Here is a 19,082-nt window from a genome sequence, read left to right on the forward strand (position 1 = left end):
CTACAGTCCTTCCGGGCTTCACTCGCCATCGCGTAGTTTAAGCCTTCTTGCGCAAATTATCCACTACAAGGATGAGCACAGCAGAGAGAGCCGTGCTGGTGATGATACACAAAATCCACTGACCCCAGTTGAAGAATGAGAACATCTCCACCGTGAAGAACACTATACAGTAGATAAACGTCAGGATCAATGAGAAGTAGACGTACTTAGGCATTCCCATGGTAAAGATGGCTGGCTGCAGTGCCTCGTCGCTGTCACGTTGCATGAAAAGCTCCAGCACATACGGCTGAAGCAGTCCAAGCAGAGTCATCGACGACGCCGCCACTCCAGGAGTGTTGGCAAAGATGTCGATGCTTAAACCTAAGAGAAAACTCCACACCAGTATGGCCCATTTGGGATAGTTGCGGTTGAAGCTGATGACAAAATAGATATATAACAATGGCGTAGCATAGTCGAACAGATGGATGTGGTTGAGCACAAGCACCTGTACGAGCAATAGCACAACAAAAAGCAACAGCCTTTTCAGAAAGTCTATGTTCATTTCTATTTGTCTTCTTTCGGTTTCAACGAGTCTTGTGCGGCACGCAGTGCGTCAAGTCTTTCCAATACTGGCTTGTTGTCAATGACGCAGACATCACGCAACTTGCCAAAGTCAGTCGACAATTCCACTTGCAGACGGTAGGAAATACCGTCTGGAGAGTTGTAGACATGGAGTATCTTTCCTACGGCAATGCCTGGGGGAAAGACAGAGGAATAGCCACTTGTCTCTACCCATTCATACAGTCGGAAGCGTGCATGGCGCGGCACGTCCTCAACGTAGGCCAACTTGCTGTTGCCTCCATACCAACGCAGATAGCCAAAATAGCCACGCCCTCTGATCTGGCAACTGATGTTTGACTCGGTATTCAACGCCGGGATGACGACGGAATAGTGGGGCGACACTAAATAGACAATACCCACCACACCTGTTCCACAGGCTACGCCCATGTCCTTCTTTACACCGTCGAGACTACCTTTGTCAATGGTAATAAGATTATCGTGGCGGTCGATGGAGTTGCTCACGACTTGAGCAGGGATGAGGTGATAGCCTTTTAATATGTCAAGCTGATTGCGACGTACCCAATTGGAGTCTTTGGTAGCATCGGTAAGCTGCTTTGACAAGGTCTTCACCTGCTGCTCGAGATAGAGGTTGCGCTGGGTGAGCTCTTGGTTGGCTTTGGACATGGAGAGGAAAGACTCTACGTCAGCTTCCCAACTGAGCAGCTTTCCCGCTGCTGCGTTTGCCGTAGAAAACCATACGCTGCCTTGATAGCTGTTGTATTGAAACAACAGTATCAGGCTGAACACTTCCAGAATTAAAAAGACAAACCAGTGATTATGTTTGGCAAGAAATTCTACTAAGTTGCGCATGGATAACTTTTATCTCATCAAGAATGAGAATCTGTTGACGTTCTTAAGGGCAATACCTGCACCTTTGGCCACACTGTGCAGTGGGTCGTCGGCAATATGGAATGGAATGTTGATCTTGTCTTGCAGACGCTTGTCAAGACCGCGCAGCAAAGCACCACCGCCTGTGAGATAGATGCCGTTCTTGACGATGTCGGCATAGAGCTCCGGTGGAGTGGACTCCAAAGCAGAGAGCACTGCATTCTCGATCTTGGCCACCGTCTTGTCAAGACAGTGTGCGATTTCCTGGTAGCAGACGGGAACTTCCATCGGCAGGGCGGTGATACGATTTGGCCCGTGCACGATATAGTCCTCGGGAGCCTCGTCGCCTAAGTCGGTCAGCGCAGAGCCTACATGGATCTTGATACGTTCTGCCATGCGCTCGGAAACCTTTACGTTGTGCTGGCGACTCATGTACTCCTGGATATCGGCCGTAAGGTCGTCACCAGCAATACGGATGGAGTTGTTGCTCACAATGCCGCCGAGAGAGATCACGGCGATCTCGGTAGAGCCACCGCCTATGTCGACAATCATGTTGCCTTCCGGTGCTTCCACGTCGATACCAATGCCGATAGCGGCTGCCATTGGCTCGAAGATCAGGTAGACATCACGTCCGTCGGCATGCTCAGCAGAGTCGCGGACAGCACGAAGCTCCACTTCTGTGGAACCGGAAGGTACGCCGATGACCATGCGCAAAGACGGCGAGAACAGACGGGAGCCTGTGTGTACCATCTTGATCAAGCCACGCATCATCTGCTCGCAAGCTGTGAAGTCAGCGATCACACCGTCACGGAGTGGGCGGATCGTGCGTATGTTGTCGTGTGTTTTTTCGTACATCATCTTAGCCTTCTCACCGACGGCGATCATCTTGTCAGTGCGACGGTCAAGAGCCACTACCGATGGCTCGTCAACAACAATCTTATCATCACTGATGATAATGGTGTTGGCGGTGCCAAGATCCATGGCGATTTCCTGAATGAATGAAAAGAATCCCATTTCTTATTTATTGATTCTTGAATGATTATTTCTTTGCAAACCAGTTATGAATAGCCGTGTCGTAATGGCTGCTCACACCGAAAGCATGCTCTGCAAACATCTTGCGGTCTTCGATATCTGTCTTTGCGCCTTTCTTGTTGAGGATGTCAAGAAGCAACGGATATTCTGCTTTACTGGGCACAATGACCACATCTTTGAAGTTCTTTGCACCGGCACGGATAAGAGAGATGCCGCCGATGTCGATCTTCTCGATGATGTCCTGCTCGGAAGCTCCACTGGCGACAGTCTGCTCAAAAGGATAGAGATCCACAATGACCAGGTCGATGGCAGGTATATCGTATTCCTTCATCTGCTCCTGATCTCCGGTATTATCGCGACGTGCAAGGATGCCACCAAAGATCTTCGGGTGCAATGTCTTGACGCGACCGCCCAAGATAGACGGATATGTAGTCACGTCTTCCACCTTCTGGCATGGATAGCCCAAGCCTTCGATGAACTTTTGAGTACCACCTGTGCTAAGGAATTTCACCCCTTGCTCATGAAGTTTAGCAAGGATATCCTCCAGTCCATCCTTATGGAAAACGGAGATAAGCGCAGTCTTAATTTCTTTTGTTTCAGCCATATTATTCCGTACGTTAAAATATTGGATGTGCAAAGTTACTAATTTTTGAGTAAATCATATGCCTTTTAACGAGAAATTACAATTAGAAAACGTTAAAAGGCTGATGATAGCAAAAGCAAAGTTGGGAGATTTGCCTTGCTCAAGGGGCTGCGACAAATCTCCCGACCGATATGATAATGATAGTCAGATGTATGTCATCTTCATGGCAGAGGATAGCTTTACGCCATCTTTACCTATGCTTTAAAACGTGATCGATCTTTGTCTTGAGGGCCAGATCTATGCGTTCTTAGCGCGTCCGAGCACATCCTTCCATCTTGCGTAAGCGTCGAGATACTCAGATTCATGCTTTTCATCCGGCTCGATGACGGCCAGTTTCTTGAGCGACGCGAATGCCTCCTCCCCGCTCTTATATAAACCGCAGCCGATGCCGGCACCTTTCGCTGCGCCCATACTGCCGTCGGTTTCATAGAGTTCGATGGTTGCGCCACTGGTGGAGGCGAGTGTGTCGCGGAACATTGGGTTGAGGAACATATTGGCGCGCCCGGCGTGGATCTTGTTGATTTTCATGCCCATCTGCCGCATGATCTCCATACCATAGCAGAATGAGAAGACAATACCTTCCTGTGCGGCACGCATGAGATGGGCACGAGTGTGGGTATTGAAGTTCAATCCATGGACAGAGCAACCGATCTCTTTGTTCTCCAAGACACGCTCGGCACCATTGCCGAAAGGAATGATAGAGAGGCCGTCGCTGCCGATGGGCACAGTGTCTGCCATGGCGTTCATGTCCTGATAGCTCATTCCCTCCGGAGCAATATTGCGTCGTACCCATGCATTGAGAATGCCGGTACCATTGATGCAAAGCAAGACGCCGAGGCGAGTCTGCTCTGGTGTATAGTTGACGTGGGCGAAAGTGTTCACTCTTGATTTCTTGTCGTAGCCGATTTCTCCCAATACGCCATAGACGACGCCGGAGGTTCCTGCGGTAGAAGCAATCTCGCCAGGCTGAAGAACATTGAGGCTCAGCGCGTTGTTGGGCTGATCGCCACCACGATAGCTGATTGGCGTGCCGGCCTTCAGACCAAGTTCTTTCGCTGCCGATTCACAGACTTGACTCTGTACGGCAAAGGTCGGGACAATGTCAGGCAGGATGTCGTGAGGGAAGCCAAAGTAATCCATCAGCTTCTCGGAAGGTTTCTTCTCCACGAAGTCCCAAAGGATACCCTCACTCAGTCCGCCGATAGTGGTGTTTGGCTCGCCGCTGAGACGCATGGCGATATAGTCTCCTGGCAACATGATCTTATAGATATGGTCAAAGACTTCCGGTTCGTTTTCCTTCACCCACGCCAGTTTGGCTGCCGTGAAGTTGCCGGGAGAGTTGAGCAGATGCTGGAGGCAGTAATCATTTCCAAGGTCGTTGAAGGCACGTTCTCCATAGGGAACGGCACGGGAGTCGCACCAGATGATGGCATCGCGCAAGGGTTTGAGTTCTTTGTCCACGACCACGAGGCCATGCATCTGATAAGAGATACCGATAGCTTTGATGTCTTCTCCTTTTGCACCTGTCTCAGCCATGATCTTCTGTAAAGCCAGTTTGGCATTGTCCCACCACATCTGTGGGTTTTGTTCTGCCCATCCCGGCTTGACAGCCTTGATAGGAGCTTCGTGTTCAGGGAAGAAGGCTGTGGCAGCCATTGCTCCTGTCTCAGCGTCGACAAGTGATGCTTTCACGCTGCTGGAGCCTACGTCGAATCCTAAAAGATATTGTTTGCTCATGATTCAGGTTGGTTATTAGAGACCGAAGGGTACTTCGGTTTCGTGTTTTTGAGTCGTTTTATATTTGCAAAGGTAATATTTTCGAATCATTTACAAATGTTTTTTTGTCCTTTTAACTTTATAGCAAGAGCAAATGAAACGAATGATGAAGAATTTGATACAATAGCCTATTCCTATTTCTATTTTTACTTATAAAATTTGCAGATGTGGTGGAAATAGCGTACATTTGCACTAACATATACACATTATATTATAATATGAAGGAATTTGTTATTTCTGAGGTAAAGGCTGAGACTGCTGTCTTGGTGGGACTTATCACCCCCCAGCAGGATGAGGCAAAGACCAAGGAATATCTCGACGAACTGGAATTTCTCGCCGACACAGCCGGTGCTGTCACCGTGAAGCGCTTTACGCAGCGTGTGGGTGGACCGAGTGCTGTCAGCTATGTAGGAAAGGGTAAACTCGAGGAAATCAAGCAATATATCCACGAAGAGGAAGAGAACGACCGTGAGATCGGTATGGTCATCTTTGATGATGAGCTCAGTGCCAAGCAGATACGCAATATAGAAAACGAACTGCACGTGAAGATTCTCGACCGTACGTCGTTGATTCTCGACATTTTCGCCATGCGCGCGCAGACCGCCAACGCAAAGACGCAGGTGGAGCTGGCACAATATCGTTATATGCTGCCACGTCTGCAGCGACTGTGGACTCACTTGGAACGTCAGGGCGGTGGCTCCGGTTCCGGTGGTGGAAAAGGCTCAGTGGGACTGCGTGGACCGGGTGAGACCCAGCTCGAGATGGACCGCCGAATTATCCTCAACCGTATGAGCTTGCTGAAAAAGCGGTTGGAAGAGATCGACAAACAAAAGACCACACAGCGCAAAAACCGTGGACGGCTCATCCGTGTGGCTCTTGTGGGCTACACCAACGTCGGTAAGTCTACGATCATGAATTTGTTGGCCAAGAGTGAGGTCTTTGCTGAGAACAAGCTCTTCGCCACTCTCGACACCACTGTGCGAAAAGTTGTCATCGGCAACCTGCCGTTTCTGCTGGCCGACACCGTAGGGTTTATCCGCAAGCTGCCTACCGATTTGGTAGATTCCTTTAAGTCTACGCTCGACGAGGTGCGTGAAGCAGACCTGCTGGTTCACGTCGTTGACATCTCTCATCCCGACTTTGAGGAGCAGATAGAAGTGGTCAACCAGACGCTCAAGGAACTGGGATGCTCAGACAAGCCCACGATCATCGTGTTTAACAAGATCGACAATTACCACTGGGTAGAAAAAGATCCTGATGACCTTACCCCACCGACAAAGGAAAACCGCACACTCGACGATCTGAAGAAGACGTGGATGGCACGCTTAGGTGACGATTGTCTGTTTATCTCAGCACGTGAGAAGCAAAACATCGACGAGATGCGCAACGTGCTTTATAAGCGTGTGCGTGAGCTGCATGTGCAGAAATATCCTTATAACGACTTTCTCTATCCTGAGATGAGTGACGATTGATGGCATGTGTATCAGTCGTAGAATGGAAGGAAGAAGGATGGAAGATGAATCAACATTAAACGATCAACGAACATGAGAACACTGTCAGATACAGAGATCACGATCCTTGAAGACCAAGGCTGCTGGGCTGAAGACTGGAGCAACATACAGGTCGACGAAGACTTCCAGCCTACGTTTCTGCGCCGTGTGATGTTCTATGGCAAGATTACGTTAGGCGTCTTCGAGACCAGCATCGAAGTGTCGAAGGATTTCTATAAACATACGGGCATCTTCAATGCCACATTGCGCAATGTCGCTATCGGCGACAACTGTCTGATAGAGAATGTAGGAAACTACATCAACAACTACACCATTGGCGATGGCTGCTACATCTCTAATATCAGTACTCTCGAAACAACCGAGGGTGCCACTTATGGCGAAGGCAATCTCATCTCCGTGCTCAACGAGGTCGGCGAGGGTAATGTGCTGCTCTTTGACCGCCTCAATAGTCAGGCAGCTGCCTTCATGGTGAAGCATGCCCACGACAAAGAACTGAAGGACAGCCTGCGGCGGATGATACGCGAATACATCAGAGTGACATTGCCCGACCATGGTATTTTAGGCAATCGTGTGAAGATCATTAACACCAAGGAGATCACCAATACCATTATCGGTGACGACTGTGAGGTTAACGGTGCCTCCCGGCTGAGCGACTGTACGATTATCTCCACGCCACAGGCCAACGTATATATTGGTACAGGCGTCATCTGTGAGAACTCCATCATCAACTATGGCTCCAGCATTATCAACTCTGTGAAGATGCAGGACTGCTTTGTTGGTGAGGCTTGTCAGCTGAGCAATGGCTTCACGGCTTCGGCAAGCGTATTTTTTGCCAACTGCTATATGAGCAACGGCGAGGCCTGCGCAGCCTTCTGTGGTCCTTTTACCGCCAGCCACCATAAGAGCAGCCTGCTCATCGGCGCACAGTTTAGTTTCTACAATGCCGGTTCGGCTACCAACTTCTCCAACCATGCTTACAAGATGGGACCGATGCACTGGGGTATTTTGGAACGTGGCACAAAGACAGCGAGTGGCGCTTATCTGCTCATGCCTGCTACCATTGGTGCCTTCAGCGTCTGCTTTGGCAAGCTCATGCATCATCCCGATACACGCAACCTTCCCTTCTCCTACCTCATTGCTTACGGCGACACGATGTATCTCTCGCCCGGCCGCAACATCACCACAGTAGGACTCTATCGCGACATCCGCAAGTGGCCCAAGCGCGACATGCGCCCTGCCGGCGCTCAGCTGAGCATTGTCAACTTCGACTGGCTCTCGCCGTTCACCGTGCAGGAAATCGTCAAAGGCAAAAAGATTCTTGAAGACCTGCGCCACGCTTCCGGTGAGGATGTGTCGAGCTATAACTTCCATGAATATGTCATCAAAAGCACCTCTCTGCAAAAAGGAATCAAATACTATGATGTAGCACTGCGCATCTATATGGGTGCCGTCATCAAGCGGAGACTCAAGGTAGACCCCACCCTCTCTGCCCCGACGACCGACACAGGGCTTGGTGACTGGGTCGACTTGTCGGGACTGCTGTTACCAGAATCGGAGGAACAGCGGCTTGCCGACGATATCAAGCAAGGCGTATTGGACACTGTGGACAAGGTCAACGAGCGTTTCCACGACATTCACACTCACTATCGCGACTATCAGTGGGTCTGGACCTACCGTTTGATACTCGACTATTACGGACTTGCCACCTTGACCTTAGAGGACGCGGCACGCATCCACGACGACTATGTTCAAGCCCGGCGTGCTTGGATCAATGAAATAAGAAAAGACGCCGAGAAAGAGTTCCGTATGGGTGACGTCGAGCAGTGTGTGCTTGACAACTTCTTGAGCAGTCTCGACAAAGAGACCGACTTTGAAGAACAGTAGCCTAATCGCCGTTTTCAAGATCTCCGGCAAAAGAGAAAACTAATCAGAATAATCAATATTTTGAGTAAAACAAATACTATGATGAATTGTAAAACTATCATGCTCTCGGCTCTCTCGCTGCTTGCCACAGCCACGTGGGCACAGAGCTATCACTACGAGACCGTGAAGGGCGATCCGATGCAGACACGCATCTATACGCTCCCCAACGGTCTAAAAGTGTACACCAGCGTGAACAAGGAAAAGCCACGGCTGCAGACCTACATCGCCGTGCGCACCGGTTCACGCAACGATCCGAAGGAGACTACCGGCCTGGCTCACTATCTCGAGCATCTGATGTTTAAGGGCACGACCCACTTCGGCACATCAAATCTCGCTGCCGAGCAGCCACTTCTCGACTCCATCGAGAACCGGTTTGAGCAATACCGCCACATTACCGATCCCGTAGCACGGAAGCGTTGGTACGAGAAAATTGATTCGCTCTCGCAACTCGCTGCCAAGTACAACATCCCCAACGAGTACGATAAAATGATGGCATCCATCGGTTCTGAGGGCAGCAACGCTTACACGAGCAACGATGTCACCTGTTATCAGGAGGACATCCCCAACAACGAGATCGATACCTGGGCAAAGATTCAGGCAGACCGCTTCCAAAACATGGTCATCCGTGGCTTCCACACGGAGCTGGAAGCTGTGTATGAAGAATACAACATTGGCCTTTCCAGCGACGGCAACAAGGAGTGGACAGCACTCGGAAAGAAGCTCTACCCTACTCATCCTTATGGTACACAGACTACCATCGGTACGCAGGAGCACCTGAAAAATCCGAGTATCGTCAACATCAAAAACTATTTCCATCGCTACTACGTGCCCAACAACGTAGCTATCTGCCTGGCAGGTGACTTCGATCCCAACAAGGCCGTGGCCACCATCGACAAGTATTTCGGCTCCTGGAAACCAAGCACGACGCTTTCACGACCCGAGTATGCGCCTGTCGCAGACCTGAAGCAGCACGTCGACACCACTGTTGTCGGACAGGAAGCTGAGAACGTGATACTCGGCTGGAAGTTTGACAAAGCCGCTTCTGACCAGTCCGACACGCTGAGCTTCATCTCTGATCTCCTTTCCAACGGCAAGGCCGGACTCATGGATGTCGACCTCAACCAACCGATGAAGGTGATGAGTGCCGGTACCGGCGTGGAAGGCTTGGCCGACTACACCACGTTCATCGCTGAGGGAGAGCCCAAGCAGGGACAGAAGCTCGAAGAGGTGCGTGACCTCATGCTTGCCGAGATAGAGAAACTCAAACGTGGAGAGTTTGACGAGAACCTGATGAAGGCTGTCCTTGCCAACAAGAAACTTAACATGCTGCGCGGCCTGAGCAGTAACCGCAACCGCACCGAGATGATGAAGGATGCCTTCATCAATGGCGAGAGCTGGCAGCATGTCGTGGGGCAGCTCGACCGTATGTCGAAGATCACCAAAGAGCAGATCGTGGACTTCGCCCGCCGTCACTTCCTCGACAACTATGTCTGTGTCTACAAGCGTCTCGGCAACGACACGACGATCCACAAGATTGAGAAGCCGCACATCACGCCGATACCCACGAACAACGACAAGCATAGTGACTTCCTCACCGCCGTTGTCAATAGCAAGCCGGAGCCTATCCAGCCACAGTTCATCGACTTCAACAAGGATCTCGCTAAGGGTAAGATGAAGAACGGTGCCGAGGTACTCTACAAGCAGAACGCCACTGACGACCTCTTCGACCTCTCGCTCGTCTTCCCTGTAGGCCGTGAGAACAGCAAGCAGTTGCAGGTTGCGGCTGACTATCTCGACTATGTCGGCACTGCCACCCGCTCGGCCAATGACATCAAGAAAGCCTTCTATCAGTTAGCTTGCGACTACAGCGTGAGTGTCAGCGATGACGAGACACGTGTGTCGCTGAGCGGACTCAACGAGAACATGCCCGCTGCACTGAAGCTCATGGGTGACTATATCAACCATGCCAAAGCCGATGCGGAGAGCTACAACAAGTTTGTCGGTCTGACGCTGAAGTCCCGCAACGATGCCAAGGGCAACCAGCGTGTCTGCTTCTCGGCCCTGAGACAGTATGGCGAATATGGCCCTTACAACGGCTTCCGCAACAAGATGAGTGCTGATGAACTCCATAAGGCCAATCCTCAGCAACTGCTCGCTCAACTGAAAAATCTGGGTAAGTACACCTTATTATATTATGGTGCCACACCGATGAAGCAGTTGGAGGCTACCGTGGCAAAGAGCTATCCTTGCACGATGAAGACCACTTTGCCTGCAGCCCGCCGCTATACGCGCACGACTACAACGCAGAACGAGGTGTGGATAGCACCTTATGACGCGAAGAACATCTACATGACGCAGTATCTCAACGAGAACAAGCAGTGGACACCCGAGCAGGCTCCTGTCAATGCGCTCTTCGGCGAGTACTTCGGCGGAGGCATGAATGCCATCGTCTTCCAGGAGTTGCGTGAAGCCCGCGGACTGGCTTACAGTGCCGGTGCATGGCTGACCACACCGGACCGCAAGGGCGACCCGGAGTGCTTCAACACCTATATCATCACACAGAACGACAAGATGACGGACTGCATCAAGGAGTTCAACCAGTTGCTCAACAACATGCCGGAACGTCAAGCTGGCCTCGACCTTGCCAAGCAAAGCCTGATGAAGAGCATCGCCACGGCCCGAACCACCAAGTTCTCTGTGCTCAATGCTTATCTTACCGCACGCAAACGTGGCCTCAACTACGACATCAACCGTGTCATCTACGACAAGTTGCCGTCGCTGACCATGGCAGACCTGGTGAAGTTCGCCAAGGAGAACATCTCCGGCAAACCCTATCGCTACATCATCCTCGGCGATGAGAAAGAGCTCGACATGAACACACTGCAGAAGATAGGACCGGTAAAGCGATTAACCAAAGAAGAAATATTCGGATTCTAAATAATGTATAATGTATAGTGTATAAATAGAAATGAATAAATAAATGCTTGGGGGGTAGATAAGCCTTTCGCTGTTTGCATAAGGCTTTTCCCCCCATTGAAATGTGGCGTAAGTTCTATAGCCTTATCAATATAAAAGTAGAGATCTTATGACAGAATATAATGCCATATTGGAGAAAAGTAAACGATTTGCAGTGCGAATAGTGAAGCTTTACCGGTATTTGGATAAGACGAAGGTTCCAAGAGCGCTCTCTGATCAGATCTTAAGAAGTGGTACGAGTATAGGCGCGAATGCGGCAGAAGCTCATTTGGCACCGTCATCTACAGATTTCTACTGTAAGTTGGGGATATCTTTGAAGGAAGCAAAGGAAACAGAATATTGGTTGTACGTCTTGCATGGAGCCGATTTTATTGACGGCCGATCATACGAGAGTATCAATGATGACTGCGTGGAGATTCTCAAAATTCTTACGGCTATTCTTAAGAACCGACCAAATCGCACAGGCAAGGGTTAGTAGCTTGTTCACCGCAAATCATTTATTTATTATTTATACACTATACTTTATACATTATACATTATCCATTATACATTGCTCATTATACATTATACATTATACATTAACATCTATAGATTATGGCAAAACCAGTAGATTTCAAGTACGCTCCCATGTTTCAGATGGGTGAGGACGATACCGAGTATCGCCTGCTCACCAAAGAGGGAGTGAGTACATCAACTTTTGAGGGCAAAGAGATTCTGAAGGTCACACCCGAGGCTCTGACCCTGTTGGCCCAGCAGGCCTTCCACGACGTGGAGTTCTGCCTGCGTCGCAAACACAACGAGCAAGTAGCTGCCATCCTCAGCGATCCTGAGGCTTCTGATAACGACCGCTATGTGGCTCTGACGCTTCTGCGCAATGCCGAGACAGCAGCCAAGGGCGTTCTGCCTTTCTGCCAGGATACCGGTACAGCGATCATCCACGGCGAGAAGGGACAGCAGGTTTGGGCCGACTTCGATGAGGAAGAGGCACTGTCACGCGGTGTGTACAACACGTATACTCAGGACAATCTGCGCTACTCTCAGAATGCGCCCCTGACCATGTACGACGAGGTGAACACCAAGTGCAACCTGCCCGCACAGATCGACATCGAGGCTACCAAGGGTGCTGAGTACCGCTTTGTGATGGTTGCCAAAGGCGGTGGCTCTGCCAACAAGACCTATTTCTACCCGATGACCAAGGCTACGATTCAGAACGAGGGCACACTGCTGCCGTTCCTCGTGGAGAAGATGAAGAGTCTCGGCACAGCCGCTTGTCCTCCTTACCACATCTGTTTCGTCATCGGCGGCACATCGGCTGAGAAGAACCTGCTGACCGTGAAGCTCGGCTCTATCCACTATCTCGACAACCTGCCAACGACGGGCGACGAGACCGGCCGCGCCTTCCGCGACCTCGACCTCGAGGCCAAGCTGCTCGAAGAAGCTCATAAGATTGGCTTCGGCGCACAGTTCGGTGGTAAGTACTTCGCCCACGACGTGCGTGTGATCCGTCTGCCCCGTCACGGTGCCAGCTGCCCGATCGGTCTCGGCGTGAGCTGCTCTGCCGACCGCAACATCAAGGCAAAGATCAACAAGGACGGTATCTGGTTGGAGAAGATGGACACCAATCCTGGCAACCTCATTCCTGCTGAATTGCAGCAGCCGGGCGACAATGGCGGCATTGCCATCAACCTCGACGAGGGCATGGACAAGGCGCGTGCCATTCTGACAAAGTATCCTGTCTCTACCCGTGTAAGCCTCACCGGCACCATCATCGTGGCTCGCGACATCGCTCACGCCAAGCTGAAAGCCCGTCTCGACAAGGGCGAGGAGCTGCCCGAGTACTTCAAGAACCATCCTGTACTCTACGCTGGTCCAGCCAAGACTCCGGAAGGCTATCCTTGCGGTTCCATGGGTCCGACAACGTCCAACCGTATGGATCCGTATGTCGACGAGTTCCAGGCTCACGGTGGTTCCATGATCATGATTGGCAAGGGCAACCGCACGCAGGTCGTCACCGACGCCTGCAAGAAACACGGTGGCTTCTATCTGGGCACCATCGGCGGCGTGGCTGCTGTGCTGTCTCAGGATGCCATCAAGAGCATCGAGTGCGTGGAGTATCCTGAACTCGGCATGGAGGCTATCTGGAAGATCACTGTCAAGGACTTCCCCGCCTTCATTCTCGTGGATGACAAGGGCCACGACTTCTTCAAGGAGTTGAAACCCTGGACTTGCGGTGCTTGCAAATAACAGAATCTAAGCTGTTAAAAATAATAAGTCCGGAAGTGGCAATTGCTGCTTCCGGACTTTTTTCGTTGTTAATGATCACAAACTTAGTGTTCCAGCTTTTTTAATGATGTCTTGTCTATTTCACCTTTGCGCTGAGCGGCAGTCGGCTGGTGAGCGCTGATGTTGAGGCAGTGGGACGCAGGCGCAGGTCAAAGGTCGTCGACTTCTCGCCGGAGTATGACATCCAGCGGAGCGTCAGTTTCACCTTGTCGCCGTGGACTCTCTTCAGCTCATTGAGGTTGAAAGCGATGAGCGCGTCACCCCAAGTGCCGTAGGTGTCGCCTTTGGCATCCTGACGAAGTACCAGATCGAAGGGATCGTCGGGGTTGGTACCTGTGACCAAATTGATGTAGTGCACCCGGCCACTGTTGCCCCAGCGCGTGCGGAAACGGAGTGTCAGATAGCCATCCTCAGCTACGGTCACCCAGTCTCTGACGATTTCTATCGGGTCGTTGCCATAGGTCTTATCGTCGTCGTTGCCTGTCGTGACTACCGGCAGTTTTGTGCGGATGCTGTCGATCCAAACGATGTTCACGCGGTTGTCGGCGTTCGTTGTGGAGTTGGCTTTATAGCAGTTGATGAGCGCACGCACCTCTTTGTTGCCAAAGGGCGATTGCTGCATGTTGGCCGGCGTGAGCGTCGTGGAGTCGTCCAGCTGCATGGTGAACGAGCCGTCGGCGGCCGGACGCACAGTCACGAGGGCGTTGGGGAGGTAGCTGGGATAATAATAGTTGTCATCGTCGTCGTTGCATGATTGGAGAGTGACGAGCCCGGCCAACAGTCCAAGGGCCAGGATTGCTTTCTTGAAATAGTGTTTCATGATCGTTTTCCTTTCTTGATATTCACTCGTAAAATAAAGGGAGAAAGGAAAACTTGCTTGCGTTTTACATTTTTTTGCTACCTTTGCAATTCATCAACAACAGCTATTCATCAAAGCGAACCGCATTATGGGAAAAGTCATAGACAGGGAGAAGCGTACGATTGCGTTTATGATCCGGCTCTATTGCCGTCATCGTCTTCATCAGCAGGAGCCTTCCGAGGAATACCGTGCGCTGACCGACTATTGTCAGCACCGCTTGGATCATTGCCGATGGCAGGACGAGAAGCCGGCGTGCAAGCGTTGTCCCTGTCACTGCTATGCGCCCGAGCAGCGTGAGCGCGTGCGGCAGATCATGCGGTGGACGGGTCCTCGTATGATTCTCTATGCGCCGTTGGAGGTGCTCCGCCATCTGCTCAACAAAGGATAAACGCAGTACAGAGGTTTACTTGGCGTCGTAGGTGCGGTAGACCATGTAGTCGCCGTCGGCCCGAAAGCTGACCTCACTGCCAGTGCATTCGTTGAGCGTGCCCTGCCACCATTCTTTGTAGGCATAGCTCTGCCAGCGCAGTCCGGTGCTTTCCAGCTTTGTGCAGGAGAAGTTGAAGATGCTCATCTGCTGACGCATAAAGGTGCTGAACACCATATTGCCGTTGGCGGGCGTGAACCAACCGTAGTCGGTGTACATCTCCGGCAGGATGGCGAAGTCGCGCAGGTAGCGCATCATCAGTGCGATGTTGCCGAGAGTGTGGTCCTCGCGCTTGCCGGTGGCCCCCAGATAAGCCAGCCGTGGCTGTTGCTTCTCACCGTTTTCCTTTGTTGATGCTTTTATCAGACCGATGGCAAAGCGTGTTGCCTTGGTCAGGTCGTTGTCCTCCTGTTCGCTGACTGCATGGAAGATGTCGGCATACTGCGCCTTGAGTCCGGCTGGCAGGCTGTCGCCGTCGCCCACACCAAAGAGTTTTCCTTCCGCTCTCAGTCTTTCTATTTCTTGTGGCTGGTGCTTGAAGAGTGTGAGCAGCGCGCCGTCGCAGCAGATTAGCCGCTGTGCCTGATGCAGAATACCCAATGGTATTTGATGAGTAGGAAAATCGCCGTCGGCAAGGATGACGGCAGAGAAATCATTCATGTTAGATCCTTTTCGTTGACATGCTTAATTACAACTTATAGCAGCTTTCTTCCATTTGAAGTATCCGGCCACGGCGATGGCGACATAGAGAGCGTAGAGGCCGGCGGTGAAGGGCAGCCCTTTGTAGACATAGAGGGCGGAGAGCTCAGCGTCGATGACAATCCACAGCAACCACTGCTCCACGTATTTGCGGGCGAGCCACCACAGTCCGATGAAGCTCAGCGCGTTGCCGAAAGAGTCGAGCACGGGCACGGTGGAGTTGGTGAAGCGGATGAGAATCCAGTAGACCAGTGCCCAGGCAGCGAGAAAGAGCAGCATAGAGGGAATAAGCAGACTGCGCTTGACGTGCGTGATGGGCATGTCGCCCTCGTGCGCTTGTCCGCGTTTCTTGCCCAACTTCCATACGAGCAGACCGTAGACGGCAGCTAAGGCGTAGTAGACCTGCATGCCGAAGTCGGCATAGAGTCCGGCGTCGAAATACACAAACATATAGACCACCGGCATGATGATGCCGGTGATCCATAGCCATATCGAGGCCTTGTACTCCTGATAGATATATACAAGGCCGATGATCGTTCCAAATAAATCCAGCATTAGAAGTTGATGCTCAGATGTGCCATCCAGTTAAACGGAGCCGAGGGCGCGAAGCCTGCCTCATAGAGGTCGTTGGTGCAGTAAGCCTCGACATTGCCTTTGCTGTCCTTGCGGAACGAGGGAGCTGCCCAGCCGTTGTTGTCATACTTGGCGTTGAAGATGTTGTAGAGCGTCACGCCGAGGGTGATATCCTTCAGTCCGAAGCAGGGCAGGGCAAAGTGATAGCTCAGGTTCACGTTGGTATTGAAGTGTGCTTTGAGGAACATATCCACGTTCCGGTCGAAGCTGCCGTCCTTATTGTAGTTCTTATAACTGTCGAAGTCGGTGTTGGTCAGATACTGTTTGCCGATGTACTGGCTCTGGATGCCGGCGTTGAAACCTTTATAATTGAACGTGAAGATGTTGTTGAAGATGAAGTCGGGCGAGAAGGCAGTGTGGGTGTCACCGAGGCTGACTGCCGATCCGTCTTTGAGTGTCACCGTCCAGTCCTTGCAGATGTTGCGTGAGAGCGTGGCGTTGGCATCCCAGCGGAACCAGTCGACAGGCTTCCAGGCAGCCTCCAGCTCCACGCCTTCGCGATAAGATTTACCGCTGTTATCGTTGCTGGCTTTCATCTCACCAATCTCATCGAGCTCACCGGTGAGCACATACTGATGGTTGTAGTACATGTAGTAGAGGTTCACGCCGGCGGAGAATGCGGGACTCTCGTAGCGGTAGCCCAACTCCCAGTCCTGGAGCTTCTCGGCCTTCAGATGGTTGACGTAGTTGTTCTGATAGTCGTTGCGTGTGGGCTCCTTATGGCTGATGGCGTAGCTGGCATAGAGGCGGTTGTGGCTGTCGAGCTGATAGTTGATACCAAACTTCGGGTTGAAGAAGTCGAAGTCGTCGTGTGCCCAGTAGCCCTTCGTACGGTCCTCGTCGATGTAATAGTCGCGGGGATCCTGCATGCGGTAGCCCACGTGGCGATACTGCAAGTCTATGTAAGCGTTGAGACCGGGGAGGAAGGTCCACGACTCTTTCGTATAGAGATTGAAGTCGGACTTCCATGCGCGGTTGCGGTAATATTCGTATCCGGGATAGAACGTGTTGACCTTGTCCTTTGTCCACAGCACCTCACCCCAGTGGTCGCCGATATATTTGTTCCATCCGCCGCCGAGGGTAGCCTTATAGTTCGACTTGTTGTCGTAGTTGATACTTGCCACCACGCCGTAGAGGTTATTCTCCATGAGCTTCTTACGGGTCAGGTCGCTCTTGAACTTTGTGTCGGACAGTCCGTAGTCCCGGTAGTCCTTGTTCGACTTGTACTCGTTGTAGTAGCCATAGCCGTAGGTGTAGTGCAGTGTGACGTTTGAAGACCAGTTCTGTCCATACAGCTGGTTCCAGATGGCCTGATAGTTCATCTGATGATAGTTGTCGGTCTGATCCTTATAATAATGTACATTCCCCTTGTCGTCGTAGTACTCGCCGCAGGAGTTGTAGCGTCTGCCGTAGAGGCTCTGCTCATATTTCGAGGCATAGTTCCACGCGTGGTAGGTCTGTTCGGTACCGTTGAAGGTCAGCAACTTCACCATGGTGTTGTCGGAGAAATAGCCGCCCTGGAGGAAATAGGAGTTGAGTTTTGTCGAGGCACGGTCGAGATAACCTTTCGATCCGATGTTCGACAGTCGTCCCTGCAATCCCCAGTGGTCATGGAGCAGACCGGTGCCGAAGCGCAGCGTCTCCTTGTGGCTATAATACGAACCGGCACTGGCATCGAGGCCGATATAAGGCTGCGTGCCAATATTTTCCGTCTGCATATTCAGCGTAGCACCGAAGGCACCTGCACCATTTGTCGAAGTACCGGCACCGCGCTGCAGCTGCATGCTCTGTACCGAAGAGGCGAGATCGCCCATGTTGACGAAATAGACCTGCGAGCTCTCCGCGTCGTTGACGGGCACGCCGTTGGCAGTGATGTTGATACGGCTCGGATCAATGCCACGCACGCGGATGGAGGTGTAGCCAATACCGTTGCCGGCATCGGATGTCGTGGTGACGGAGGGCGTCAGTGAGAGGATATACGGGATATCCTGCCCGAAGTTCACTTGTTTGATTTGTTTCTGAGTGAGCGTAGAGAAGGCCATAGGTGTCTTCTTGCCGGCGCGGGTGGAAGTCACCTGTACGCCTTGAAGCTCATACGTGCGGATGGAGTCTACCGGCTCGTTGTCGGCAGCCCAAGAAGCAGTGGCGGCACAAGACAGTGCGACCATCATCAATAAGTGTTTATCCATGACTGTTTAAAAAATAAATTAGATGTTTTCTTTTTACCATAAGCACAATATCTATTAAAGAGGTGAAAAGAAAATCTCGTCCCTGCGTCGGCATTGTCCGTATCAGGTTCAACGGGTATGATCTCAGCGAGGGCAAACGCCCAGGCACCCCAATAATGTGTTGTGTGTGTGACAGCTTTGACTGCTTGACACACTGCAAAGTTACAAAGAAATCCGATAACGAGGAAGCTTTTGCAAAAAAATGTTGCAAGAACGTTAAGAGTCCTACTTTTTGATGACCGCATCGATTGTTGAATAAACTGACATTTTAGAGGCCTTATTTTGCCGTTCTTTGCTAGCAAAAGGTCTCTTGCCCGATTTCGTGCAATTTTTGAGCATTTTCTTAAATCGCTGATTAACAGACAGATAAGTTTTAGACCGTTTTCAGGCTCTTGTCAAAGTACCTTTTTGATGAAAAATTCTCTAGAGAATTTTTCATCATCTCGGTTGTTTCATCTCATAAAACCACCTTTTTGTGTCACTAAAATCAGTATTTTTACTTAGTCATCCCACTGTTTTGTTGATTTCACGCTACTATTTCCCTGTTTCCAGCTCACTTCTTTCTCAAAAAGCCCTCACTGTGCTCTCTAGATTGAAACTTTTCGAGGACATGATTTTGTCAGCGATTTTCTTACCGTAAAGACTTGGATACATGATTCACGGA

Annotated in this window: 15 protein-coding genes and 1 riboswitch; of the genes, 6 read left to right on the plus strand and 9 right to left on the minus strand. The window is 51.1% G+C overall.

Annotation, left to right across the window (positions count from 1 at the left end):
• Window positions 1-37: 37 nt before the first annotated feature.
• The 5 genes from mreD to FYJ73_RS00475 form a co-directional block, all read right to left on the minus strand.
• Complete coding sequence (gene mreD / locus FYJ73_RS00455; RefSeq protein ID WP_154532498.1) at window positions 38-541, minus strand: rod shape-determining protein MreD; 504 nt, start codon at window positions 539-541, stop codon at window positions 38-40.
• Window positions 542-543: 2 nt separating this feature from the next.
• Complete coding sequence (gene mreC, locus FYJ73_RS00460; RefSeq protein ID WP_154532500.1) at window positions 544-1,410, minus strand: rod shape-determining protein MreC; 867 nt, start codon at window positions 1,408-1,410, stop codon at window positions 544-546.
• Window positions 1,411-1,419: 9 nt separating this feature from the next.
• The gene (locus FYJ73_RS00465) at window positions 1,420-2,442 is read right to left on the minus strand and encodes a rod shape-determining protein (protein ID WP_154532502.1); all 1,023 of its coding nucleotides are present in this window, start codon (window positions 2,440-2,442) and stop codon (window positions 1,420-1,422) included.
• A gap of 25 nt (window positions 2,443-2,467) precedes the next feature.
• A complete protein-coding gene (locus tag FYJ73_RS00470) occupies window positions 2,468-3,064 on the minus strand; it encodes an IMP cyclohydrolase (RefSeq protein ID WP_154532504.1) in 597 nt (198 codons plus the stop codon).
• Window positions 3,065-3,340: 276 nt separating this feature from the next.
• Entirely contained in the window at window positions 3,341-4,840 is a 1,500-nt protein-coding gene (locus FYJ73_RS00475; protein ID WP_154532507.1) for a xylulokinase, read from the minus strand.
• Between the two features lie 257 nt (window positions 4,841-5,097).
• Here FYJ73_RS00475 and hflX point away from each other — a divergent pair, with 257 nt between their 5' ends.
• The 5 genes from hflX (at window position 5,098) to FYJ73_RS00500 (ending at window position 13,533) form a co-directional block, all read left to right on the plus strand.
• Window positions 5,098-6,351, plus strand: coding sequence for a GTPase HflX (gene hflX / locus FYJ73_RS00480; RefSeq protein WP_154532509.1), 1,254 nt, complete (start codon window positions 5,098-5,100; stop codon window positions 6,349-6,351).
• Between the two features lie 72 nt (window positions 6,352-6,423).
• Entirely contained in the window at window positions 6,424-8,274 is a 1,851-nt protein-coding gene (locus tag FYJ73_RS00485) for a DUF4954 family protein (RefSeq protein ID WP_154532511.1), read from the plus strand.
• 81 nt (window positions 8,275-8,355) lie between these two features.
• Complete coding sequence (locus tag FYJ73_RS00490; protein WP_419471117.1) at window positions 8,356-11,250, plus strand: M16 family metallopeptidase; 2,895 nt, start codon at window positions 8,356-8,358, stop codon at window positions 11,248-11,250.
• A 148-nt stretch (window positions 11,251-11,398) separates the two neighbouring features.
• Window positions 11,399-11,764 carry a four helix bundle protein gene (locus FYJ73_RS00495; protein ID WP_154532515.1) on the plus strand — a complete coding sequence of 122 codons (366 nt, stop codon included), beginning with the start codon at window positions 11,399-11,401 and terminating at the stop codon, window positions 11,762-11,764.
• 119 nt (window positions 11,765-11,883) lie between these two features.
• Entirely contained in the window at window positions 11,884-13,533 is a 1,650-nt protein-coding gene (locus FYJ73_RS00500) for a fumarate hydratase (protein WP_154532517.1), read from the plus strand.
• Window positions 13,534-13,648: 115 nt separating this feature from the next.
• On the opposite strand, the gene FYJ73_RS00505 is transcribed toward FYJ73_RS00500, so the two are convergent.
• Entirely contained in the window at window positions 13,649-14,392 is a 744-nt protein-coding gene (locus tag FYJ73_RS00505) for a NigD1/NigD2 family lipoprotein (RefSeq protein WP_154532519.1), read from the minus strand.
• A 127-nt stretch (window positions 14,393-14,519) separates the two neighbouring features.
• On the opposite strand from FYJ73_RS00505, the gene FYJ73_RS00510 reads away from it, so the two are divergent.
• Window positions 14,520-14,819 carry a nitrous oxide-stimulated promoter family protein gene (locus FYJ73_RS00510; RefSeq protein ID WP_154532521.1) on the plus strand — a complete coding sequence of 100 codons (300 nt, stop codon included), beginning with the start codon at window positions 14,520-14,522 and terminating at the stop codon, window positions 14,817-14,819.
• Between the two features lie 15 nt (window positions 14,820-14,834).
• On the opposite strand, the gene FYJ73_RS00515 is transcribed toward FYJ73_RS00510, so the two are convergent.
• Genes FYJ73_RS00515 through FYJ73_RS00525 form a run of 3 tightly spaced genes read right to left on the minus strand, consistent with a single transcriptional unit; the run spans window position 14,835 to window position 18,379 of the window.
• Window positions 14,835-15,518 (minus strand): thiamine diphosphokinase, encoded by a 684-nt coding sequence (locus FYJ73_RS00515; RefSeq protein ID WP_154532523.1) that lies wholly within the window; start codon window positions 15,516-15,518, stop codon window positions 14,835-14,837.
• A 24-nt stretch (window positions 15,519-15,542) separates the two neighbouring features.
• On the minus strand, window positions 15,543-16,112 hold the full coding sequence (pnuC, locus tag FYJ73_RS00520; RefSeq protein WP_154532525.1) for a nicotinamide riboside transporter PnuC: 570 nt from the start codon (window positions 16,110-16,112) through the stop codon (window positions 15,543-15,545).
• Window positions 16,112-18,379: a TonB-dependent receptor gene (locus FYJ73_RS00525; RefSeq protein ID WP_154532527.1), complete on the minus strand. Its 2,268-nt coding sequence runs from the start codon at window positions 18,377-18,379 to the stop codon at window positions 16,112-16,114. Before FYJ73_RS00525 ends, pnuC begins: the two co-directional genes overlap by 1 nt.
• Window positions 18,380-18,440: 61 nt before the next feature.
• Window positions 18,441-18,541, minus strand: a riboswitch (TPP riboswitch).
• Window positions 18,542-19,082: the final 541 nt, after the last annotated feature.

Origin of the sequence: Hallella mizrahii (assembly GCF_009695775.1) — a bacterium.
Classification (GTDB): Bacteria; Bacteroidota; Bacteroidia; order Bacteroidales; family Bacteroidaceae; genus Prevotella; species Prevotella mizrahii.